This window comes from Novosphingobium pentaromativorans US6-1, assembly GCF_000767465.1.
GTDB lineage: Bacteria > Pseudomonadota > Alphaproteobacteria > Sphingomonadales > Sphingomonadaceae > Novosphingobium > Novosphingobium pentaromativorans.
On sequence record NZ_CP009291.1, the window covers coordinates 3021972 to 3045744 of the forward strand.

Below are 23773 nucleotides of genomic sequence, written 5' to 3' on the forward strand. Positions count from 1 at the left end.
TGCCCCGTTGGAAACCTTTGCCGCTGCATTTGAGCGCTTCTAAGGCGCGCCTAGTAGAATATTCCAGGGCGGGGATCGATCGCGTAACTGTTAAGTGTCTTTCTGTCTGCCGCGTCGACTTCGGTCAGGATTACCTGGTACCCCCACAAGTCGGCCAGGTGCTGCAGGACCTGCCGCGCGTCCTCGCGCTGGAGCAGGACGCGGTCGCGCACGGTGTGCTCCAGCATCAGCTTGCGGTCGCTGTCGAAATCGACGTCGACGATCTGGATGTCGGGGTCGAGGCTGGCAACGTCGTGATGCCTTGCCAGAGTGCGGCGGACATCCTGATAGCCCTGTTCGTCGTGGATTGCCGCGACGCGTACTTCATCGTCCTTTTCGCGGTCGTCCAGCTTGAACAGCCGCCATTTGCGGATCAGGTGCGGGCTGAGGAACTGGGCGATGAAGCTCTCGTCCCGGTAGTTGGCCCAGGCGTCCTTCAGCACGTCGATGGGGTCGCCGCAGCCTGCAAAATCGGGAAACCATGTCCGGTCCTCGTCCGAGGGATTGCGGGAGATCCGCTCGATGTCCTCCATGATCCCGAAGCCCAGCGCATAGGGGTTGTGGCCCGAGTAGTGCCCTGAATCGTAAGTCGGCTGATAAAGCACGTTCGAATGCGAGTGCAGGAATTCGAGGAAAGCGCCTTCAGTGATCTGGCCGGTTTCATGAAGCCGCTTGAGGATGTTGTAGTGGACCCAGACCGCGCAGCCTTCGTTCATCACCTTGGTCTGGCGCTGCGGATAGAAGTACTGGGCGATCAGGCGCACGATACGCAGGATTTCCCGCTGCCATCCGCGCAGGCGCGGTGCGCTCTTCTCAAGGAAATAGAGGACGTTCTCCTGCGGCAGGCCAAGCGACTTCTGGCGCATGTCGCGCGTTTCGCGGGTGGTGGGTTTCTTGTTGGGAAGGGTGCGCCACAAGGCGTTGTAGGTCGATTCCTCGTAGGCCCGCCGATCTTCCTCGCGCCGTCTTTCGGCATTGAGATTGCGCGGCGCGGCGCGCGGATAGCGATGAATGCCTTGCTGCATCAGGGCATGGGCGGAATCGAGCACGCGCTCGACTTCGGCCTGGCCGTGCCGCTCCTCGCAGCGGGCGATGTAGTGGCGGGCGAATTCCAGATAGTCGAGAATGCCTTCCGCGTCGGTCCATTGCCGGAAGACGTAGTTGTTCTTGAAGAAGTGGTTATGGCCAAAGGCGGCATGGGCGATCACCAGCGTCTGCATCGTCGCGCTGTTTTCTTCCATGACATAGCTGATGCACGGGTCCGAATTGATCACCAGTTCATAGGCGAGCCCGCGCAGACCCTTGCGGTACAGCAGGTCGTTGGCAAGGAACTGCTTCCCGAACGACCAGTGCTTGTAGAAGATCGGCATGCCGGTGGAGGCATAGGCATCGAGCATCTGTTCCGATGTAATGACCTCGATGCGGTTGGGATAGACGTTGAGGTCCAGTTCGCCGATGGCGATGTTCTCGCAGGCCTCGTAGATGCGCTGGAGCGTGTCGAAGTTCCAGTCGCTTCCGGAGTAGAGCAGGGTGGAGGCGGGGGCGTTCATGAGACGTGCGCCGCGGTGCCGCGGCGGCTGAACAGGTCGCGGAACACCGGGTAGATGTCCTTGCGCGAATGGACCCGGCGCATTGCGAACTTGCCGCCGGCCTCGCCGATCTCGGAATAGGCCTGCCACAGGCTGGTTGCCCGATCGTCGCCCGGAACGCCTCCCGATGGCGGGTTGGAGACTTCGAGATAGGCCGCATACTGCACGATCGGCAGGATTTCGTTACGCATCAGCGCGGTGGTCTGCACATTGTCGCGGGTGAAGTTGTCGCCGTCCGAGGCCTGGGCAAGATAGATGTTCCAGTCGAGCGGCGAGTAGCGGTCCTTGACTACTGCCAGCATCTCCTCGAGCGCCGAAGACACCCGCGTGCCGCCGGTTTCGGTGCTGTAGAAGAAGGTTTCCTCGTCCACTTCCTGCGCCGAATCCGTGTGGCGGATAAAGACGATCTCGACATGGCGGTAGCAGCGGGTGACGAAGAGGTAGAGGAGGATGAAGAAGATCTTCGCCAACTCCTTCATGTGCTCGTTCATCGATCCCGAAACGTCCATCAGGCAGAAGATCACTGCCTGCGAGATCGGCCTGCGCTCCTGCTCGAAGCGGCGATAGCGCAAGTCGATCGGGTCGATGTAGGAGATCAGCGTCCGGCGCCGGTTGAGCACCACCAGCCGTTCGCGCAGCGCATCGAGCGTGGCGCGGTCCTTCTCGGTCGGCCGGGCCTTGGCCTCGAGCCTGGCGATTTCCTTTTCAAGGTCCTCGATCTCGGCACTGGTGGGGCGGCGCAGGGCCAGTCGCCGCGACATCGCGTTTCGCATCGTACGCGGGACGGATAGCGATGAGGGCGAGCCTGACGTCGTGTAGCCGGCGCGGCGGATATCGAAGGAATCGCTGCCGGTCAGCCGGCGCTTGGCCAGGTCGGGCAATTCCAGGTCTTCCAGGAACAGGTCGAGGAATTCCTCGCGGCTCAGGACGAAGCGGAATTCGTCCTCGCCTTCGCCGGTTCCCGCCTCGCTGCCGCCGCCTCCGCTGCTGCTCGGGGGGCGCTTGATCCGGTCGCCGGTGCGAAAAACCCGGTTGCCGGGAAGGACGTGGTCGCGATTGCCGCTGTGGCTGTCGCGGCGGAAGGTTGGTTCGGTTATGCCGCCGGTCTTGATGCTGACTTCGCCTTCGCTCTCAATCTCCCGGATCTTGCGCGACGTCAGCGAATCCCGGACCGCACCGCGCACGGTATCGCGCGCGCGGCGCAGGAAACGCTGGCGATTGACCAGGCTCTTGCCGCGTGGGTTGAGGCGTCTGTCTATGATATGCATGTCGGGTCAGCACACCTCCTTCGCTCCCGCTGCCGCTACTCTGCCTGCTTGACGCGCATGTACCATTCGACGAGGCGCCGGACCTGGCGGGGCGTGTAGCCGCGTTCGACGAGCCGGGTGACGAACTCGTCGTGCTTGCGCTCGGTCTCGCTGTCCCGCTTCGACGAGAAGCCGATGACCGGCAGCAGGTCCTCGACCTGGCTGAACATGCGCTTCTCGATCACTTCGCGGATCTTCTCGTAGGAATTCCACTTCGGATTGCGGCCGTTGTTGTTCGCCCGCATGCGCAGTGCGAACTTGACCACCTCGTTGCGGAAGTCCTTGGGGTTGGCGATCCCGGCGGGCTTCTCGATCCGGGTCAGTTCCTGGTTGATGACGTCGCGGTCGAGCATCTGGCCGGTGTCCGGATCCTTGAAGTCGAGATCCTCGATCCAGGCATCGGCATAGGCGACATAGCGGTCGAACAGGTTCTGCCCGTAGTCCTCGTAGGATTCCAGGTAGGCCTTCTGGATCTCGTTGCCGATGAATTCGGCAAAGCGCGGCGCCAGTTCACCCTTGATGAATTCCAGGTACTGGGCCTCGGTCTCGGCCGGGAGCTGTTCCTGCCGTACCATCGATTCCAGCACGTACATCAGGTGCACCGGATCGGCGGCGATCTCTTCGGTGTCGTGGTTGAAGGTGGCTGCCAGCGCCTTGAAGGCAAAGCGCGTGGACATGCCGTTCATGCCTTCGTTGACCCCGGCGTTGTCCTTGTATTCCTGCATCGTCTTGGCGTGCGGATCGATGTCGCGCAGCATCTCGCCGTTGTAGATGCGCATCTTCGAATAGATGCTGCTGTTCTCCGGTGCCTTGAGCCGGGTCAGCACCGAGAAGCGGGCCAGCATGTCGAGCGTGCCGGGCGCGCAGGGCGCTTCGGCCAGCTGGGAATTGTGCAGCAGCTTTTCGTAGATCTTCCGCTCTTCGTCGATGCGCAGGCAATAGGGAACCTGGATCACGTAGATGCGGTCGATGAAGGCTTCATTGTTGCGGTTGTTCTTGAAGTTCTGCCATTCGGATTCGTTCGAGTGGGCCAGGATCACCCCCGAAAAGGGGATCGCGCCGATATTCTCGGTGCCGATGTAGTTGCCTTCCTGCGTCGCCGTCAGCAGCGGGTGCAACATCTTGATCGGGGCCTTGAACATCTCGACGAATTCGAGAACGCCCTGGTTGGCGCGGTTGAGCCCGCCCGAGTAGCTGTAGGCGTCCGGATCGTTCTGCGAGAGCAGTTCGAGTTTGCGGATGTCGACCTTGCCGACCAGCGAGGAAATGTCCTGGTTGTTCTCGTCGCCCGGCTCGGTCTTTGAAATGGCGATCTGGCGCACGCGCGACGGCATCATCTTTGCCACCGTGAAGCGGGAAACATCGCCCCCGAATTCGTCGAGCCGCTTGCGCGCCCATGGGCTTATCAGCCGTGACAGATAGCGGCGCGGAATGCCGTAACTTTCCTCGATGTCCGGGCCGTCGATGTCCGGATCGAAGATTGCCAACGGGCTTTCGAACACTGGGCTCACTTCGTCTCCGGCCTTGAGCACGTAGATCGGATAGGCTTCCATCAGCGCCTTGATCCTTTCGGCGATGGAGGACTTGCCGCCGCCGACCGGGCCGAGCAGGTAGAGGATTTGCTTCTGTTCCTCGAGCCCTTGCGAGGCATGGCGGAAGAACGAGACTATCCGTTCGATCGTGTCTTCCATGCCGTAGAATTCGGAGAAGCTGGGATAGACCCGGATCGTCCGGTTCATGAAGATGCGGCCGAGCCTTGCATCCTTGGCGGTATCGACGAGTTCCGGCTCACCGATCGCGGCCAGCAAGCGCTCGGCAGCACCGGCATAGAGCATCTTGTCGTCGCGGCATTTGCTCAGGTACTGCTCAAGCGTCCACTCGGTATCCCGGTGTGCTTCGTAAGAGCGCATGAACTTCGAAAAGAGATCATTCGTGGCCATCGAGAATACCTCTCCTGCCCCAGCATCTGTGAATCGAATGGTACCAAATTTAGCCTTTGCGTACCAGTAATTAGATGTACTCGCAGGTTGTAACCTGGGGGGTGGGGCAGGCTTCCCGAAGCTGTCCAAGTCAGTGAAACTCGGCCATTCCCGCGGCTTGTCGGCACCGTTTTTGTCCGCGCAAATAGTTGTGGAAACTATTTTGCCGAACCTGCAAATATACCGTCTGCCGCTGTAATCGAGGCGGTTTTCGTAGCCGAATCACTTGGCTGCGTTCGTTCCGATGGCATGCGACTGGCGGTCGCCGCGACTGCCCTTGTCGCCGCCGCGGTTGCTGCATCTTGCGCTGTCCAAGCCATGATTTCGGCTGCCACCCAGTCGCCTGGAAAGATGTTCTTAACCATTATTGGCGAAGCTTTTTGCCAAGTGCATCAGGGCGTTGGACGCATTCGGTCAGCCTGCACGTTCAGCATTGGCCCGGCCCTTATCTGGTCAATTGCTCGGGGTATGGTCAATTCGATGATAACGAATGTTTGTCAGGGCATGCATCAGACACGCGCGACATCGTGCCGCGGCGGCGAGTGGAGATGCAATTACCATGGCGAACGAGAAGGCTTACAAGTGCCGTGACTTCGCACAGCTCGATGGCGAGAACTACGCCAGCTATCCTGCGATCAAGGCGATCGTGGACAAGCACGCGCCCAAGGCGCTCGAGAAGCTTTATGCGCGCATCGCCACGGACGAGCAGGCCAGCAGCCTGTTGCCCAACCAGCAGATCCGCGATCACGCGGCCAGCGCCCAGCTTGCACACTGGAAGGCGCTGTTTTCGCACCGCTTCGACGACGAGCAGGTACAGCGCTCGGAGAAGATCGGGCGCGTTCACTCGGAAGTCGGCCTGGACCCTTCGTTTTATATCGGCGGCTATGCTCTCGTTCTCGAGGAAATGATCGAGCGGGCGATGACCTCGGGCCTGCACAATCCGCTCAGCGCGCGCAAGACCGGCAAGACGATCGCGACCCTGGTGAAAGTCGCCCTCGTCGACATGGAGGCCGCGATGTCGGCCTATTTCCGCGAAGAAGAGCGGGCTCGGCGCGCCGTCATCGCGTCGATGGGCAAGGCCCTCCAAGCGATGAAGGACGGCAACCTGCAGGCGCAGCTTTCCGACCTGCCCGAGGAATACCAGGAAATCACCCACGATTTCCACGAGATGCGCCGCGAATTGAGCTCGATCATCGTCGACATCTCGGATGCGGCCGGCAATATCGATACCGGCTCGCGCGAAATCAGCGCGGCCGCCAACGATCTGGCGGATCGCACCGAGCGTTCGGCCGCAGGCATCTCGCGCACCGCCGAAGTGATGAGCGAGGTCAACCTGGGCATCCAGTCGACCGTTGCAAGCGTGAAGCGGGTGAACGAGTCCATCGCCGAAGTCGACAATCAGGCCGTTGCGGGCGGGGAGATCGTCACTGATGCAATCGGCGCCATGGACAAGATCAAGCACTCGTCCGAGGAGATCGGCCAGATCAGTGAAGTGATCGAGAACATTGCGTTCCAGATCAACCTGCTGGCGCTCAACGCCCGGGTCGAGGCCGCACGCGCGGGTGAAGCGGGCAAGGGTTTCGCGGTCGTTGCCAGCGAAGTGGGCGCCCTGGCGCATCGTACAAGCGATTCCGCCAAGAGCATCAAGGAGCTCATCGCCAAGTCGAACGGCGATGTCCTGGCCGGCGTGGATCTCGTGGCCCAGACCAAGTCGGCTCTCGAGGTGATCATCTCGCGGCTTGCCGTTGCCCGCAGCGAGGCGCGCGACATCGCGACGAGCGCCTCGACCCAGGCCGACAGCCTGCAGGAGATCAACGACGAGGTGCAGCGCATGGAAACTTCCACGCAGCAGAACGCGGCGATGGTCGAGGAATCCAACGCGGCCACCCGCACGCTTTCGCAGGAGGCCAGCCGCCTGACCGAGATCGTCGGCCGCTTCCGCCTCGAGAGGCGAAGCAAGATTCGCGATGAGCAGGAAAGTATCGAACAGCCCCATGGCGATCATGCCTGGACCGACAACGAGGATCTTGCACTGCACCGTCGCTACGGTTGATTTCGGAGCTTTCGGGATCTGCCGCCAGGGCCTCTGCCCCGAGCCTTTCCAGCCCCGGCACTGGGCGCGACAATTTGGTATTACTCCCTGGGGCTGCGGGGCGAAGCATCGGGATTAATCGGGGCATGCGAGGCGCTTAGCGTCCAACCGCGCCGCCTCGATATCGACCTGACGGCGAAGTGCCTTTCGTCTTGCTTGATCGCGCTTTGACATCGACGTCCCGCGAGGCCGGCACGGGCGCGCCCGCCATTTCATCCCGGCCTTGCCAGGCGCGCGCATTCTCGCGATTTCATGTGCCCTTCCCGTAGGTTATATATCCGACAGCAGGTGTGCCTTGCGCGCCCCACATCCTGGAGCATCGATGCCTGTGCCTGCGCCTTGTGGGCCGCTGCGCACCATGCAGGTCCTTCTCCCATGCGGCTGCAGGCCATCTCCTTTCGGGCTAGTGAACGAGAGGGCGCGCAGCTTTCGGCAAGGCTGCGCGCCGCGCGTTTGGCACGTCCCGGCGAGCGACCGCTTGCTGCACTGCGGAAATGCTGTTTTAATGCCGTCAGGCAATGCGTTGCCGGGTCGCTTAGAATAGCCAGCAGATAAGCGATCAGAATAGCCAAAGATTGCAGCTTCGAATGGGCGGAACCAAGCGCCTCGTCGATAGATTTTGACTCTTCTGTCGCACATGACCCGGGAATGTTCTGATGTACGCCAGACCACAGCCACTTGCCAAATATCAGCCTCGCCCCGACGCGCCTGTCGACCAGGGTGCATTGATCGATTTGCGCGCCTTCATGCAAGTCCTGCGGCGGCGCAAGAAGCTGGTCATGATTGTCAGTCTGATCGTTTTCGCGATCGTTGCCGCGATCTATTTCATGATCCCGCCGCGCTATGTCGCCACCACGACGGTTGCGCTTGAGCGTGGGGCAGAGCAGGTCCTCAAGGTCGATCAGGTCGTCCCCAACGTCGATCCCGATTCCGCCTCGGTCGATACCGAAGTCGAAGTGATCAAGTCGCCCGAACTTGCCGGCGAGGTGGTCGACAAGCTCCAGCTCACCAAGGATCCGGAATTCAATCCCGCCTTGCGCGACGGCGAGGATGCGCCGGTCGAGACGCAGCGCAACTGGGCGATCGGCCAGTTGCTCAGCAATCTGGACGTAAAACGCAACGGCTTCTCCTACGCGATCGACATCTCCTACCAGTCGGAATCGCCAGGCACGGCGGCGAAGGTCGCCAATACGCTGGCGCAGACCTACATCGACAACCAGAAGGAATCTAAGGCCGGCGCGACTGGCCGGGCCAGCGCATTCCTCGAAAAGCAGCTCGAGAAGATGCGCGGGCAGGTGGAGAGCGCAGAGGCCGACGTGGCCCGCTACCGCGCGCAGCATGGATTGTTCGACATCGGTCAGAACAGCAGTGTGACGCAGGCGGAACTTTCCAGCCTGAACGCTCAGCTGGCGCAGTTGCGCGCCGACCAGGCCGAGGCCGACGCCCGCCTGTCCACGGCCCGGGCCCAGCTTGCCCGTGGCAGCAATGGGCAGGAACTGGGCGAGTCCCTCGATTCCCCAGTTGTCAGCAACTTGCGCGCCCAGCGCGCCAGGCTTAGCGGCCGCGTCGCTTCGCTGCGCCAGCAGTTCGGCCCGAAGTATCCCGAACTCGCCGCAGCCAAGCAGGAACTCGCCGACATCGACGAGCAGATCGAGTCCGAGGTCAAGCGCATCGTCGCCAACCTGAGCAACGAAGCCAATGCAGCGCATCAGCGCACGGCTTCGATCCAGGGCTCGCTCAACCGTGCGGAAGGCACGCTGGCGAGCGACAATGCGGCGTCGGTTGGCCTGTCGGAGCTGGAGCGCAAGGCGGACTCCGCTCGCACCCTCTATCTCACGTTGCTTGACCGCTACAAGCAGACCCAGGCGCAGAAGGGGCTGGAGCGCAGCAATTCCTACATCGTCGCGCTGGCACGGGTGCCGGGTATTCCGGCCTTTCCCAATGTCATCGTGTTCGTCCTGATCGGGCTGATCGGTGCCGTCGCCACCTCGACTGTCGTGGTCGCGGTCATGCAGCTGCTCGACCGCGGCGTGGAAACCACCAGCAACCTGGAAAAGCGGCTGGGCGTGACCGTGCTCAACTCGATCCCGGACACCAAGCACCTGCCCGAGCTGGCGGACCTGAGCGAGCCGATCCACCCGACCCAGCTCGTGGTCGAGCGGCCGCAATCCTCGTTTGCGGAAGCGTTCCGCTGGTTGCAGACCTCGATCCAGATCAGCCAGCCCAAGCGCGGCCCGGTGGTCGTTGCGGTGACGTCCGCGCTGCCCGGCGAGGGCAAGACCACCGTCGCCCTCTCGCTGGCGCGTTCCGCGGCCATGGCGGGTAAGCGCGCCGTACTCGTCGATTGCGACTTGCGGCGCCGGGTATCCAATCCGGGCTCAGGCTTCGAGGGCTCGATCGGCTTGCGCGCACTGCTGGCAAACGAGGGCGAGCTGAACCAGGCGCTCTACGTCGATCCGGAAACGGGCCTGTTCATCCTGCCGCGCCGCAACGACGAGCAGCATATCCAGCCCTTCGCCGATACGCAGGAGTTCGCCGACATTATCACGGCCCTGCGCGCTCAGTTCGACTTTATTGTCCTCGATACCCCGCCGGTCCTTACCATCGACGACAGCCGTTCGATCGCAGCCAGGGCCGACAGCACGATCCTGATGGTGCGTTGGCGCAAGACGCCGATCCGGGCGGCCGAGCTGGCCCTGCGCCAGCTTGAGACCGTTGGGGCGAACGTGATCGGCGCAAGCCTGTCCATGGTCGACGTCTCGGCACAGGCCAGCATCGGCTACGAGGATGCCAGTTACTATTACGGTGCGTACAAGACCTATTATGCGTGAGCCTGATCGGGTTCGAAAAGAAATGAATCGGCATGGATGAACTGGGAGCCACCGGTCCGCATTTCGGATTGCCCATCCTGGTGCCGGCGACGCTGGTACTGGTGATCATCGCGATACTGGCGGGCCGGCAGATCCATGGCCTGGCGGGGCGCTTCCTGTTTCTGGCCATCTGGCTGCGCATGATCCTGGGCGCCTACCACGTCTACATGTTCCGGCCGATGTTCGCAGGGATGTCCGGCAATGCGCTGGTGTCCATCCTCATCACCGGCCTGGCCTTCCTGGTCATTCGGCCATCGCACCTTGCGCTCAAGGTACTCGTGCCGACCTACCTGATCATGTTCCTGGTCGCGATCAGCGGCGCGCTCAATTCCGACATCCCGGGCGTGATGACAGTGACGGTCAAGTACGGCTACTTCGTCGTGCTGCTGATCGCGACGTTCGAGGCCCTGCGGCAGGACCGTGACGAGATGTTGATGCCGCTGCTGATCTGGGCCTTTTCACCGCTGCTGCTGTTCCAGTGGCTGTCGGTTGCGCTCAACCTGCCCAAGGGTTCGGAAATGGCGGACGGACTGGTCTGGATCGGCGGCTACAACCATGAGGCAGCCTTCTCCGTCGCGCTCCTGCTCGCCTTTCTGGTGGGCTGTTTCGCGCACCGGCTAAATCCGTTCATACGGTTTGGCTACCTTGCCCTGGTGGCTATCGGGATCTTCCTCGCCGGCTATCGCACCACGCTGATGTCCTCGGTTCCGCTGGTGGCGACGGTGTTCTGGGCATCGATCACGCAATACGTCAGCCCCACCCAGCGCCGGGTCGTGGCGGCGACGGCGTTGGTCGTCGCCTTCGTGGCAGTGCTGGGCATGGCCGTAATCAATTACGAACGGTTCATCGACCTTGGCACTTTCCTCAGCAATCCCGACGCGCTGATCAAGCCTCCGCGCGAATTCACCCAGGTCGAACGGCAGATCCTATCGGCACGCCCCCTGATCTGGAGCGAATACATCTTCGCCTACAGGGACGGGACGTCCCTGCAGCACTTGTTCGGCTTCGGCCCGGAATCGTGGTCCAAGGGCTTCGACGTCTATCCGCACAACACGATCATCGGCACGCTCTACGAACTGGGCGCCGCAGGCGTGCTGGCCATGCTGCTGTTCTGGATCACGATGGCGATCACGGCGCTGCGCGCGCGCAGCCATGACCTGCCGATGCTGATTGCGGCCCACCTCAGCTTCTTTATCCTCAACATGGGCACCATGCCGTTCTGGCAGCTGGAAGGTCTGGCGCTGTACGGCGTACTGTGCGGCTACACCCTGTTCAGTGCCCGCGCGCGCTTCTACGACTGGTCGGCCCCTCATGACGAGGACGAGGAACCCCTGACGGTTCACTTCCCGGTGGGTCGGGAGCGATACGGCGGCTCCTACCGCTTCAGTTAGCGCCCAGATCCGCGCAGGCTATTTCGAAGGCCTCGGCGCGGGTGGCGGCGCTGCGATAGCCTTCGTAGTTGCCGGTCCACTGGCGTGCGAAACCGCTGACCTTGCCGTAGTTGTTGTCCAGCGCCACGTGCGGGATATCGAGCAACACCGACAGGATGTGCGCGTGGAGCCGGTCGGTCACGACCACGCGGCCGCGAGACAACATGGCCAGACCGCGCTGCACGCGCCGCTCCGCCAGTGCCTGGTAGCGGCGCAGGCGCTTGTCCTGCTCGCCTCGTCCCAGCACGCGGGCCAGCTTTGCCCGGGCCCTTAGCTGGAGCTTTTCGCGCCCGTCTTCGTGAAGCCAGTCCACTTGCTCCACCCCGGCCGGAACCGCAGAAGTATCGGCGGTGCGTTCATGATCGGTGCGCAGCAATGCCAGGATCGGTTCCTGCGAGGCTTCGCGCTCTTGCGGTCCCATCATCAACGCGCTGTCCGGCGCCAGGTGCACGTCGCAATCGAACTGGCGGCGGGCGAATTCGAACGAGGCGATATCGCGCGTCAGCAACGTGAAGGCGCCGTGCGCAGCGATCGCGCGCGCCATCTTTGCCGCCGCCGCCTCGTCGTTGTAGTGGATCGATTGCGGCAGTTGCACGATGGGTCGGCCCGGGAAGCTTTCCAGCAAGTGCAGCCGCAGTTCCTCGTGCTTCATCCAGCTCGTGCCGAAATTGCCGCCGCCGTGGATCAGGATCGGTCCTGCGGGGCAGGCCTGCCGAAGGTCATCGACGCTGACGTTGTTCAAAGCAGCGGTATAGGCAGGCGTTCGGCCTTGCGCGCGCAGCCACGCCATCTCGCCGAGCCATATGGCGGAATCCCCGACGTTCGAGTGATCGGGAAAGTCCACCAGGGCCAGCGGCCCGGTCGGTATCGTCTGCGAGAAGACATTGCCCAGTTCTTCTCCCAGTGCGCGGATCAGGGGCTGGGCGGAAAGTCTTTGTGGCATGCGGGAAAACTCGTTCATCGAAACTTTCGCAGGGTCTTGAGGGCAAGGCCCCGCCAGACCGGGCTGAGAGCGATCACGGCAATGCCGTAGACCAGCGCGCCGATCGCCATGTTGAGGACAAGAACCAACCAGGAGCCGGCCAGTTCCGGCACCCCGGGATGGGCGACGAGCGCGCGGGTGGCGGGCATGGTGAAGTGAAGGACGAGGCCCATCAGCACCGAAGCCGTCAGCGGCTGCCAGATCGCGCTCCAGGTATGGCGCAGGCCGATTCCGGAAACGCGCCCGAGCAGGAAGATCTGCAGGGGCAGGGTCAGGTACGAACGCACGACATAGGCGCAGGCGACCGCGAAGACGCCGTAGGGCGCAGCGATGAGCGTGAAGATCGCGGTGAGGCTGAGCTGGGTCAGCGAGATCGTCAGCAGGCTCCGGCTCGCTCCCAGTGCGCCCAGCGAAGGCGAGGCGAACTGGTTGAGCGTGAAGGGAATGGCCATGAAGGCGAAGACTTGCGCAAGTTCGCCAGCCGCGGCCCACTTGTCACCGAACACGGTGGGGATCGCCAGCGGCGCCAGCACGCCGAAGCCCATCAGCGCGGGGAAGGAGATGATCGCGGCCTTCGAGATCATCCACTGGTAGGCGCGGGCCAGTTCGACCCGATCGTCCTTGACGCGCGCCAGTGTCTGCATGGCGACCGTGGTGAAGGGACGGATGGCGCCGTTGGAGATGATGTCGACGGTGCGCCAGGCCGTGCGGTAGATACCGACCGCGACGACGCCGATGACGTTGCCGATGACCAGCTCCTGCAGGCGTGTGGTGGCGATGTAGACCAGCTGTACCGCGGTGAGGCTGCCGTTGATGCCGAGGTTGCGCTTGAGGATCGACCATTGCCAGTCCCAGCCCGGCTTCCAGCGATAGGCATGGCGCGACAGGATGGTGCTGATGATCTCGGTGAGGATGCGCTGGATCACGAGCGACCACAGGCCGAAGCCGAGCAGGGCGGCGACGATGGCCGTGCCGCCCCCGCCGATGCCGCTGGCGACCGAACGCAGCGCGGTTGTCTTGTGCCCGAACTCGCGCAGGCGCAGCGCCATGTGCGTCTGGCCCAGTGCGGAAATCGGCAGGACGATGCTCAGCACCTGAAGCGGCAGCGCGATCTGCGGCGCATTCATGAAGGCGGCGAAAGGATGGGCGAGGGCGATAATGATGGCGCTTGTCGCCAGCGAGAAGCCCATATGGCTGCGATATACGGTGTCGGTAAACGCGCCGGTCAGTTCCGATTCGCGGGCGACGGTCTGGGTCAGGCCGGCCATGCTGATGGTACGGAACACCTCTGCGAAGATCGCCATGAGCGCGAAGGCGCCGATGTCAGCCCGCGTGAGCAGGCGTGCCAGCAGCACGAAGACGATGAAGGAGAAGACCTGGTCTGAGGCGAAGCGCAGGATCGACCAGCCGATCGAATGCTTGCTCTGCTTGCGCAGCTGCGTGTCGAACCGCGCCCCTTGCGAGGACGCGAAGGAATCCTTGGCGAAAGTGTCACCGGCCACGCAGGACGCTCAGTTTCTTGGCACGAATGCGTTGACGGTCGATCCAGCGCGCAAGGCGCTGGCGCGGGGCGTGGTAGGCAGCGCCGCGTCCAGCGCCGAAACGCTCCGCGCCGATGCCGGAGGGCACGAATTCCTCGACGATCGGGGCTGGAAACAGGGCGTAGTTGCGCACCCCGTGGTCCCACGAGCGGTCCATCTGGTCGTCGATCGGGCGGCAGACGGTAGCGCTGGCTGCCATGAAGCGCCGCGCGCCGCTCAGGGTGATCGCATAGCCTTGCGTTCCGTAGGGATGGCCGACCAGCTCGATCACCGAGCGCGAATGCTGCAGGAAATCGCGCCGCACCACGCGGCTGAAGGTAGGCACCTTGGCATAGAGGCGCAGGTAGGGGATCGCGTGGGCTTCCAGATCGGTCGCGCACAGCTGTTCGAGGAAGGCCCAGTCGACGATGACGTCGTCTTCCAGGACGATGCATTGCCGCGTGCCGCTGCGCACCATGTCCTGCCACACTGCGAAGTGGCTGGAATAGCAGCCGCGCTCGCCTTTCGTGAGCTGGCGGCCCTTGTTGCGCTCCACCGCCTGTTCGTCATAGCTGAGGCCTTCGACCAGCTCGGTGCGGGCATCGACGAAGCACCACGGCACTTTCGCATCCCGGGCACGAGCCGAGAACGCGGCGCGGCGTTGATGGGCATCGGTCATCGAAATGACGACAACCGGGCAGGGGGATGCGTTTTCAGCCATTCTGGTTACGCACGATAATCCGCTGGATCGCATCTAACTGGCCGTGCAGGGCATCGTCCAGTTGCGCATTGGAGGTGTCGCATAAAAGCAAACCGGATTTCGCGCTGCAACGCAACAGGGCAAGGCTGGCAAAACTGGCCTGCTGCGCCATGATGAGGCAAAATAGCGGTTAAGTTGCTGCGAATCGCTGCTTTGCACGCCTCGGCCAGCATCAGGACCGGTTCGTCTTCGCAATTGCGAGAGGCGCTTGACCGCATGGAGCGACTGCGCAAGCGTCGTGTGCATTCGTGAATGCCAATACCGGGCATGTTTCAGGGGTAACGATGTCTCCACCATTGATCAGCGTAATCATTCCGGTCTGGAACGGCAGCGACGTGATCGGCCGGTGCCTGACCGCGCTGCGCGAACAGACCCTGCCGGCCGGGCAGTTCGAAGTTATCGTGGTCGACAACGGATCGACGGACAATTCGGTGCAAATCGCGCGCGAATTCCCGGAAGTGGTGGTTTACACCGAACAGCGCCCCGGTTCCTATGCCGCGCGAAATCGCGGCCTTGCGCATGCGCGCGGGCGTTACATCGCCTTTACCGATGCCGATTGCCGGCCGGATCCGCATTGGCTGGAAAAGGCCCTGAAAGGGGCCGAGCGCAACCCCAGGGCGGGTGTTCTTGCAGGGCAGATCTGCCTGTTCGAAGAGGGTGAGTTCTCCAACGCCCTGTTCAGCGATTACGAGCGTCTGTTCAGCTTCCCGCAAGCCTTTGCGCGCCGCGGCAATTGCGCAACGGCCAACTGGATGAGCCGGCGCGAGATCTTCGACAAGCTCGGTGGTTTCGACGAAAACCTTAAGTCGGGCGGCGACAGGGCCATGGCTCTGCGTATTCGCGGGGCCGGGTATCCGCTCGTCTATGTGCCCGAAATGATCGTCGGGCACCCCGTTCGTGCTACCCGGGAAGAATTAATCCGAAAACGTCGCAGGCTCAGCGGTGGCCGGTGGGACAGGACGCAACCATCGGGAAGACTTGCAAGAGTTCTGGGAGTCACGTTATATGACACGATCAGACGAATAAGACGCGTCTGGATGGCGCCCGGTCTTACTATTGGCCGCAAGATTGCGTTGGTGCGCCTCACTATGGACCTTTCGGTCGTTGCTACTCGTGAATACTGGCGGCTATTTTTTGGCCGTCGATCCGCAAGACAGTGAATTGATCGGGGTTCTGAATGACGTCTCCCAAGTTCTCTGTGGTATTACCGCTCTACAACAAGGCCGATCATGTCGCGGCCTCGATCGAGAGCGCGCTGAAGCAGAGCCTGCCACCGTTCGAAGTGATCGTGGTCAACGACTGCTCGACCGATGGCAGCCGCGAAATCGTGGCGGCCATCGATGACGAACGCGTGCGTATTTTTGACCGCGACCGACCCGGACCGGGTGGCTATGCCGCACGAAACCTCGCCATTCGTGAGGCGCGGGGCGACTGGATCGCTTTTCTCGATGCCGACGATTTCTGGCACGAGGATCATCTCGAGGTGCTCGCAGGGGCCATCGCCAGGGCTCCTGCGGCCGGTGTCGCGGCAACCCGCTTCAATCACGTATTCGAAACCCACAGCCAGCCCCAGCGCATCGCCCGGGCTTTGGAAAACGGGGCTGTTCTGGACTTTGCGCAGTTCCTCGAAGCATGGCTGGAAGTGCGCGAATGCCCGATGTGGACCGGCGCGATCGCCTTGCGGCGCGACCTCTTGCTCGAAGCCGGTCTCTTTCCGGAGGGGCGCGCCGTGCGCGGCGGCGACAAGGATCTTTGGCTCAGGGCCATGCGCCATTCTGTCTTTACCTACGATGCCCGGTTCACCGCCGACTTCAGCCGCGATTCCACCAACAAGGTCAGCAAGTCGACGAACACGCTTTCGACGCCCTGTCTGATCGATACGGCGCGGGCGATGCTCTCAGGGGCGGGGCCGCGGGAGAAGCGCCTCTTGCGTCTCCTTATCAATCAGGAAATCGCGCACTACACGCGCTATTCGCTCAAGCTGGACAGCCGTATCCGCATTCCCTTGCGCGATGTGGCCCTGCCTGAGGGCTGGGGCACTCTGGCGTTACTGGCCGTCACCCGCTGGACGCCCGCGTCCTTGCGCAAATCGGCCTATCAGTTGATCAAATCAGTTCGGGCGAAACATATCGGGGCAGGGCAGACCGTATGAACAGAAGATCGATGTCCGCGACCCATGTGATCGCGCGCGCGATTTCGGGGGCGTGCATTCCCATGGTCGCCTTCGGGGTGACGACCGTGCCGGCGATGGCGCAGAGGTATGACCCGTTCAGCAAGCTCGGGACCTTGGGCGCCAGTGACAATCCGCTGGACGAGGACCAACCGGAAAGTGTGACCGGACGTTCGCGGCCGGAATATGCCGCGGTGCCGATCCAGGCGGGTTCGCTGCAGATCATGCCGCAGGTTTCGGTCAATTCCGAGTTCGAGGACAACGTCTATGCGCGGGAAGACAACCGAATCAGCGACGTCAATGTCACAATCCGTCCCCGCCTGTCGATCTCGCGGCCATCCGAAGACTTCGCGTGGTCGCTCGCAGGTGAATACGAAGCAACGCGCTTCTTCAGTCTGACGTCCGAAAACACCAACGACTATGCGTTCAGGGGCGGCTTGCAATACCAGGTTGGAAGCACGACCACCTTTCAGGCAAATGTCCTGCATTCGCGCAATTCGGAGCAGCGTTCATCGCCTGACTCGCCGACCGGAATTGTCAGGCCGAACCGTTTCAAACTGACTGAAGGCTATGCCGATATCCGGCACAGCTTCAACCGCGTCAGCTTGCAGGCGACGGCCGATTACCAACGGCTGACTTATCGCGACAACTTCAATAACCTCGGCGAAATCGTCGATCAGAGCTTTCGCGATCGCTCGGTCTATACGGGCGGTTTGATCGCGCAATATACGATGAGCCCGAACTTCGCGATATTCGCGGCCGGCTCCGCCAACAAGCGCGACTACCGGACGCGGATCGGTCCTGTTCCGGCGCGCGACTCCACCGGATATGAGCTGGCGCTGGGTGCCAACTTCGCCGTTGGCAAACTGATGCGCGGAACGCTGCGCGCCGGGTATCTGCGCCAGAACTACAAGGATCCGGCTTTCAGTGACAACAAGGGCCTGCTCCTGCGCGGTGAACTGGCCTATTACGTGACGCCGCTGGTTACATTGACGGCAAAGATCGACCGGACCGCCAGCGATACCGGCGTACGGCAGGCGGGTGGCTACGTGAAGACGACCGCCACGCTCCAGGCCGATTACGAATTGAAGCGCAACCTGATCTTCCACCTCGAGGCGGGGAACGAGAACCGCAATTACAACGGCGTCGACCGCACTGACAATCGCTTTACCGGGCAGGTCAAGGCGACCTGGCTATTGAGCCCGCGCTGGTCCCTGCAGGCCGGGTTCAGCCATCGCGGTCAGGATAGCTCGGGCGTCGCGAGCGGACGGGATTTCAGCGAAAATCGCGTGACCTTCGGAATCCTGTTCAAGGGGCTCTAGACGAACGGGGGCATTGTCAGGGCGCGCTGCCATCGAGACGGCGGCCCTGGGCAAGTCAGGCCTGCGCGCGGACGGCGGCAGCCTCGCGGCAGCGGCGCAGCAGGTTTTCGGGCACGAGGCGGTTGACGTAGCCTTCCGATCCTTTTTCAGAGATCAACTGGCCCGGATTGCCGCCGACTACGCCCTTTTCGGGGACCGATTTCGTAACCACGGCATTGGCGCCGATGGCGCAGTCGTCGCCCAGATGGATGTGGCCGATGATCTTTGCCCCGGCCCCGATGAACACGCGGTCTCCCAGCACCGGCGAACCGGCTCGCGAACCGCGGTTGGCCTGCCCCAGCATCATGCCATGGGTCAGGTTGGCATTGGCGCCGATCACGGCATCGCCGTTGATGTATATGCCGCCGAACCGATTGATGAACAGGCCGGGGCCGATCACCGTGTATTCGGGAATGGCAATGCCGTATTTGTAGCGAGAGCGCAGCAGTATCCACTTGGACAGCGGATAGAGACCGAACGCCTTGAAGCGCCTGGTTTTCAGGTAGCCGCAAGTGCGCATTTGCACGGTGTACTTGTAGCCTGGCGTGAACAGGAAGTGCCGCCAGAATGCCTTGGCATCGGTGCGCCCGCCGTAGCGATAGAGGTCTGCCGTCAGCAGCAGGCGCAGTTCCCTGAACGAACGGGCGCAACCGCGCTGATGGTTTTCACTCAGCTTCGCCGGTTGCAGGCGAGACATGTCATTCAAAAGTAACGCTCCCCGATGCGGATCGTGTCGCCGGGCGCTACGGGAATGCCCGCGGTCAGCTTGTAGGGGTGTTCGTCTTCCTCCCCGGCGCCCTTGATATAGACTCGCTTTTCGTTCGCACGGTAGGTGAAGCCGCCGGCCTTCGCGACGGCATCCCTAATGGTTAATCCCAAGGAGTAGGGGTACTCGCCCGGCTTGCCGACTTCGCCCAGGATATAGATCGGGCGATAGCTGCCGACTTCGACGGCGACGCTCGGCTCTGTCACATAGCCGCTGGCGAGGCCGGCCATGATCGTCTCCTGGATGGCCGACGGCTTGACGCCCGCCGCCTTGACGTTGCCGACAAGCGGGAAGGCGATCGTACCTTCCGAGGAGATCACGAAGTCCCCGCTCAGGGCCGGTAACCCGTAAGTGGTAACCTTGATCGTGTCCCCGGGTGCAAGCTGGAGTTCCACGTCCCTGCTTTCGCGCGGCTTTTCGCCGGCGATGACTGGATTCGGTGCACTGACAGCGGTCAGCGCAAGAGTGAGTGTCAAAACCTGAAACCATGTCTTGGCCATCGTTCGCCCCATTGTCTGTTGTCTGCTGCTTACGCCGTTTTCATGAAGTCTGACTGCTTGCAGCTATCTTGGGGCGATGCGCCGTGACGGATTTGCGCCGGGTTGCGGCCAATCTGTCGATGATCTCCCAGTAGCTGCCGGTTGTCTGCATAATATCGAACTTGTGCGTTATGGACGCGGCGGTTGCGCCTTTCGCTCTGCGCAAGGCGGGTTCGTAGACCAGGCGCAGGGCCTGTGCGAATGCCGCGGTGTCGTTGGTCGGAACGACCACGCCGGCAGCGCACTGTATCATGCCCTCGCTTTCGTCTCTCGGTCTATTGAGGAGGATCTCCGATGGACCGGACGGGCAGTTCGTGGTCACGACGGGCAGACCGCAGGCCATGGCCTCGACCATGCCGTTGGGGAAGCCTTCCGCGTTCGAGGGCAGAGCGAAGAGCGTTGCCCGCTTGAGCACGGAGAAGGGATTGTCGATGAAACCGGGCAGGTGGACACGGCCTTCGAGGCCGAGTTCTGCGATCTGCGCTTCCAGTTTCGACCGTTCGGGGCCTTCGCCCAGGATTACGAGCTTTCCTGGCAGCCCGGACTGCGCGAAAGCATCGATCAACATCGTGAAATTCTTGTTCGGGACAAGCCGACCGGTCGCAGCGATGTATTCGCCGTCGATAGCGATCGCTGGTTCCCGCGCACCCAGTTCCTCGATCAGGTCGTGGTCGACGGGGTTGAAGATGATGGACACCCGGTCTTGTGGAACGGCGAAATTGTCATGCAGATCCTGCGCGACGCCGTCGGACACGGCGATGACGTGATCGGCCCGGGGGTAGGTAAGGCGCAACAACAGCCGGCTGGCCAGCGAGCGCAGTCGTCCGCCGAAGTGGGCGGTGCTGTTGACGCGTTCGCTGATAATGCAGCCGGTCGGCAGGCCCTTCGTGGCCACAATGTTGCTGACATTGGCGCGTGACAGGAAACTGAGCGTCACATCTGGGCGTATTCGCGCGTAGAGGCTGCGAAGTGCCACGATGCTGGGCAGGAACCTGCCTCGGCAGTCGAGCTGAATCACTTCGATCCAGTCGGGCACAGCGTAGGCGTCGGGCTCCTTGTCGAGAAGGACCAGCAATATGTCGTAGCGCTCCCGCCAGGGGCCGGAGGCGCGCAGCAAGGTTGTCATGATCCTTTCCGCCCCGCCGCCGGCGAGGGAATTGATCACGAACACGGCTTTCTTCTTTGGTACAGGGCCTGACATCATCATTATTTGGCGGTACGCGAAGCCGATCTTGCGATGCTGACCGCATCGTTGGGAATTGCTGCAACCGATCGATATAGCGCAGCGGTCTTGAATGCCGCAGCGTCCCAATCGAACCGCTTCTTGACCGTTCGCGAGTCAGAACTCCGGGCCTTGTGATTGGTTGCCAGCAGGCTGGAAAGCCGTCCGACATCGCCAACCGGGAAGTAGCAATCGTCGCTCAGACCAAGATCGCGATTGGCCTCGATGTTGCTGAGCAGCATCGGCGCTTCGCACGAAGCGGCTTCGAGCGCGGCGATCGGCAGGCCTTCATGGTAGGAGGGCATCACGAACAGGGCGCAGTTCTCGTAAAGGCATTTGAGGACCGGCCGCGTCTGGAAGCCGAGAAAGCGAATCCGCTCGCTCTCATGCGAGCGCAGCTCTCGCGCATAGTCGGAATCGTGATCGGCATCGCCGGCAATGGCCAGGACCCAGTCATCGCCCAGATCCGCCGACTGGAACGCCAGGACAAGGTCGTGCAGGCCTTTTTCCGGGACCAGGCGACCGACCGCGACCGCATATTTCTTGCCGGTGAGGCCAAGCGCGTCATGCACCTGGGCGGCCTCGACCCCATCGGAAGGCAGCTTGGGCGTGCCGTTGGGGATGTAGGAAACCTTGTGCGCCTGCGAAGGGAAGATCTCGCGCAGGCGGTCGGCCAGGGAAGGCGAGATCGCGATCACGCGATCGGCCCAGATCAATCCCGACCGTTCGCCTATGCGCAGGATCATCTTGGCCATCTTTCCCCATTTCGCGCGCTCGTAGTCTGCGCCGTGGTGGGTCACGATCACCTTGAGGCCGAGGATGCGGGCAAGGGGCGTCATGAGCGCCGGGCCGATGCCATGGATGTGAAGGACGTTAGCCTTGTTGAACCAGGCATAAAGCGTCGCAACGAACGTGGCGACGATCGCTTCGAACGAGCGTGAGCGGGGCGCGGGCAGCGGCGTCAGCGTGACGCCTTCGAAACTGCGCCGCTCGGCATCGACGTAAGGGCCTCGGCACAGGACATTGAGGTCGAAGTCGTTGTTGGTCGCCTTGATGCGCGGCAACAATTCTTCGCAGTGACTCTCAATCCCGCCCATGACACGAGGCATCCCCCGAAGGCCGGTAACGAATATTTTCATGGCGTCTGCCCTGTTCGAGTGCATCCACCGCCACAGCTCTATTACCTGAAGTTTAGAGCATCAGACCAAAGACTTACTCCAAAAGGGGTAAGTTGCTCCGGTGCGACGACGTTGTTCCACCTTTATTCTCATCGACTCAGTACCAAGTACTTCAATACTAAGCGGACGATAGCTGTCTGTCGGAGCGAATGATAGCTTGCCTCAAGGGGTACTTGAACGCCTATTGTGCGCTGCAGCAGTCCTCTCGTCGGGTTTTAGCCTCGCTATATCGTACGCCGTCCGAGTTAAGGTAATTTCACAAGGTAGCTAACAGGCGATAGGGGGTGAGGCCGGCTGCGACAGGTTTGCCAGATTGTATAACAATCGATTTCAGGCGCGGTTGCGCTTCACCCTGATTTTTTGTGAATTCCGTTCCGGGACCCACGTGATCACTGGTTCGGGGCCTTCGACCCGAATGAGCGGGGCATCGGGTGCGTCTATGGTCGCATTTCGGATTTCGAGGTGCATCGGCTCCTTGGTCGCGAAGAAAAAGACCGGGGCCGAGTTTCCTGGCGATGCTTTCACCACCGGCTGGTCGATGACGTAGCGCTTCACGCCGCCGTGGAAGGAGAAATGCGACTTGCCGCCCGTGCCGCCGTAATGGCGCGGGTCTACGCTGGTGCAGCGCAGAAGTTCGCCGCTGTTCCACAGGCGGTAGTTGCGCTTGTTCGCACGGGCGATGCAGTTTTCGAGGCGCACGTCCGCCGACTTGAGGTCGAAGCCGCCGTCGCTGCAGCCGGTGGCGACGCATGAGATGTAGCGAATGCCATGGTTGCCACGTTCATCGGAGAAGCCATCGCCATTCCAGTACTTGTCCTTGGGTCGCGAGGCTTCCCGGAAGTCATGCGCTTCCACCCGCGTGTAAGTGATGTCATGGGCGGTGCCGTCGAGCTGGTAGCCCACGCAGTAAAGATCGCACCGCGAACTGCCGAAGGCCTTCACGTCCTCGATCCTGCCGTTATGCGAACCGTAGCGGATGCGGGTCATCGTTCGGTCGACATCGCGGGCCGTGACTGAACGCACGACGAAATTGGTGAGGTTTGCCGGGACACTCTTGTCCGAACTGGTTACCTCCAAAAAGCGGTAGAGATTGTTCGCCGAGCAACTTTCGATGGACAGATTGTCGACCGGCATGCGTACGCGTACGCCGCCATTGCCCAGGTCGAGAAACTTGCAGTTCTGGATGAGCGAGTTCGATTGGGCGCGCAGCCCTTCGCCACCATCGCCCTTAACGCCGTCGGCGGCGCGATTGCCCTGGAAGGTCTTGCCGCTGATCACGGTAGATGCGCCCGCTGATGAAGAGCGGGAAAGGACCAGCGCAGTGATCCCCGTCGACGCGGTAATGGCTGTGGTTACGACGTAGCGGCGCGTGAGCTTCGATTGCATCGTGAGTTTCCCGGCGGCCAAGGATGGATGGAGAGGCCGGGGGCGCATGTGTCATGCAGGCAATACCTGCGAGCCCGACCTCGTGCAGTCGGGAAGGTGACGATAGCCTGCCGGGAGCGCAACCCGGGTGACGTCGAGATACGTTAAAAATTGACCAGTCGAAGCAGAGGCGCGGCCAGATGTTGGCTTTCGGGGGTTAGCTCGGCAACGAATCCAGCGATTTGCCTTTTCAGCCGCAGCCGGATCGGTGCACCATGCAGATGTCAGCGACGTTTGCGCATGGCCTTCCAGCCGGCGGCGATGCCCACGCCGAGAGTCGCAGGAACGGCAACAACAACCAGAACGGCGGCAACCCCCGCAGTCACGACTGCGGAGCCTGCGAGGTGCAGCGCTTCGCCGACGACCTGGTCGGTCGTTCTCGTAGCAGTCGACCTTGCCAGTCCGGTTCCCTTGTTCATTGCGACCCTCGCATCCTGTAGTCTCGCTCAGGCTGCAATTCAGCCTTAGTCTGGAACGGACTACCTCCATCTTATTAACACGTTCTTATCATTAGACTAAGATGGAGTTGGACTTATCAAGAATT

19 protein-coding genes are annotated in these 23773 nt (G+C 61.9%); 6 read left to right on the top strand and 13 right to left on the bottom strand.

All coding sequences use genetic code 11. The features are described 5' to 3' along the window. Positions 1-50: 50 nt before the first annotated feature. From JI59_RS14030 to JI59_RS14040, 3 genes are read right to left on the bottom strand one after another with little or no spacing between them, the layout of a single operon-like run. Positions 51-1589 (bottom strand): SpoVR family protein, encoded by a 1539-nt coding sequence (locus tag JI59_RS14030; RefSeq protein ID WP_007012042.1) that lies wholly within the window; start codon positions 1587-1589, stop codon positions 51-53. Next, positions 1586-2896: a YeaH/YhbH family protein gene (locus JI59_RS14035; RefSeq protein WP_007012041.1), complete on the bottom strand. Its 1311-nt coding sequence runs from the start codon at positions 2894-2896 to the stop codon at positions 1586-1588. Before JI59_RS14035 ends, JI59_RS14030 begins: the two co-directional genes overlap by 4 nt. A 35-nt stretch (positions 2897-2931) precedes the next feature. Continuing rightward, positions 2932-4875, bottom strand: a complete 1944-nt coding sequence (locus tag JI59_RS14040) for a PrkA family serine protein kinase (protein WP_007012040.1) — start codon at positions 4873-4875, stop codon at positions 2932-2934. 598 nt (positions 4876-5473) lie between these two features. Here JI59_RS14040 and JI59_RS14045 point away from each other — a divergent pair. From JI59_RS14045 to JI59_RS14055, 3 genes are all read left to right on the top strand, one after another. After that, positions 5474-6967: a globin-coupled sensor protein gene (locus JI59_RS14045; RefSeq protein ID WP_007012039.1), complete on the top strand. Its 1494-nt coding sequence runs from the start codon at positions 5474-5476 to the stop codon at positions 6965-6967. 695 nt (positions 6968-7662) lie between these two features. Then, positions 7663-9837 (top strand): GumC family protein, encoded by a 2175-nt coding sequence (locus JI59_RS14050; RefSeq protein ID WP_038576211.1) that lies wholly within the window; start codon positions 7663-7665, stop codon positions 9835-9837. A 32-nt stretch (positions 9838-9869) separates the two neighbouring features. After that, the gene (locus tag JI59_RS14055; RefSeq protein WP_007012036.1) at positions 9870-11267 is read left to right on the top strand and encodes a hypothetical protein; all 1398 of its coding nucleotides are present in this window, start codon (positions 9870-9872) and stop codon (positions 11265-11267) included. Here JI59_RS14055 and JI59_RS14060 read toward each other — a convergent pair. From JI59_RS14060 to JI59_RS27100, 4 genes are read right to left on the bottom strand one after another with little or no spacing between them, the layout of a single operon-like run. After that, the gene (locus tag JI59_RS14060; RefSeq protein WP_052117897.1) at positions 11260-12267 is read right to left on the bottom strand and encodes a polysaccharide pyruvyl transferase family protein; all 1008 of its coding nucleotides are present in this window, start codon (positions 12265-12267) and stop codon (positions 11260-11262) included. The two genes, JI59_RS14055 and JI59_RS14060, sit on opposite strands and share 8 nt — an antisense overlap. Beyond that, entirely contained in the window at positions 12264-13790 is a 1527-nt protein-coding gene (locus tag JI59_RS14065; RefSeq protein WP_007012034.1) for a lipopolysaccharide biosynthesis protein, read from the bottom strand. The genes JI59_RS14060 and JI59_RS14065 overlap by 4 nt, the downstream gene beginning before the upstream one ends. Beyond that, positions 13780-14529 carry a glycosyltransferase family 25 protein gene (locus JI59_RS14070; RefSeq protein ID WP_007012033.1) on the bottom strand — a complete coding sequence of 250 codons (750 nt, stop codon included), beginning with the start codon at positions 14527-14529 and terminating at the stop codon, positions 13780-13782. The genes JI59_RS14065 and JI59_RS14070 overlap by 11 nt, the downstream gene beginning before the upstream one ends. Then, complete coding sequence (locus JI59_RS27100; RefSeq protein ID WP_007012032.1) at positions 14522-14680, bottom strand: hypothetical protein; 159 nt, start codon at positions 14678-14680, stop codon at positions 14522-14524. Before JI59_RS27100 ends, JI59_RS14070 begins: the two co-directional genes overlap by 8 nt. Before the next feature lie 172 nt (positions 14681-14852). Here JI59_RS27100 and JI59_RS14075 point away from each other — a divergent pair, with 172 nt between their 5' ends. Genes JI59_RS14075 through JI59_RS14085 form a run of 3 tightly spaced genes read left to right on the top strand, consistent with a single transcriptional unit; the run spans position 14853 to position 18060 of the window. After that, positions 14853-15728, top strand: a complete 876-nt coding sequence (locus tag JI59_RS14075; RefSeq protein WP_038576217.1) for a glycosyltransferase family 2 protein — start codon at positions 14853-14855, stop codon at positions 15726-15728. Positions 15729-15745: 17 nt separating this feature from the next. Next, a complete protein-coding gene (locus tag JI59_RS14080) occupies positions 15746-16720 on the top strand; it encodes a glycosyltransferase family 2 protein (RefSeq protein WP_007012029.1) in 975 nt (324 codons plus the stop codon). Positions 16721-16731: 11 nt separating this feature from the next. Continuing rightward, positions 16732-18060 carry an outer membrane beta-barrel protein gene (locus tag JI59_RS14085; protein WP_007012028.1) on the top strand — a complete coding sequence of 443 codons (1329 nt, stop codon included), beginning with the start codon at positions 16732-16734 and terminating at the stop codon, positions 18058-18060. A gap of 55 nt (positions 18061-18115) precedes the next feature. On the opposite strand, the gene JI59_RS14090 is transcribed toward JI59_RS14085, so the two are convergent. From JI59_RS14090 to JI59_RS14115, 6 genes are all read right to left on the bottom strand, one after another. After that, positions 18116-18796, bottom strand: a complete 681-nt coding sequence (locus JI59_RS14090; RefSeq protein WP_038576219.1) for a serine O-acetyltransferase — start codon at positions 18794-18796, stop codon at positions 18116-18118. A gap of 5 nt (positions 18797-18801) precedes the next feature. Beyond that, positions 18802-19341, bottom strand: coding sequence for a polysaccharide biosynthesis/export family protein (locus JI59_RS14095; RefSeq protein ID WP_239000564.1), 540 nt, complete (start codon positions 19339-19341; stop codon positions 18802-18804). Positions 19342-19405: 64 nt separating this feature from the next. Next, positions 19406-20611, bottom strand: a complete 1206-nt coding sequence (locus JI59_RS14100) for a glycosyltransferase (protein ID WP_338042167.1) — start codon at positions 20609-20611, stop codon at positions 19406-19408. Continuing rightward, the gene (locus JI59_RS14105; RefSeq protein ID WP_038576221.1) at positions 20611-21765 is read right to left on the bottom strand and encodes a glycosyltransferase family 4 protein; all 1155 of its coding nucleotides are present in this window, start codon (positions 21763-21765) and stop codon (positions 20611-20613) included. Before JI59_RS14105 ends, JI59_RS14100 begins: the two co-directional genes overlap by 1 nt. A gap of 369 nt (positions 21766-22134) precedes the next feature. Next, the gene (locus JI59_RS14110; RefSeq protein ID WP_007012023.1) at positions 22135-23190 is read right to left on the bottom strand and encodes a hypothetical protein; all 1056 of its coding nucleotides are present in this window, start codon (positions 23188-23190) and stop codon (positions 22135-22137) included. Positions 23191-23453: 263 nt separating this feature from the next. Beyond that, positions 23454-23648, bottom strand: a complete 195-nt coding sequence (locus tag JI59_RS14115) for a hypothetical protein (RefSeq protein ID WP_007012022.1) — start codon at positions 23646-23648, stop codon at positions 23454-23456. Between the last annotated feature and the right edge of the window lie 125 nt (positions 23649-23773).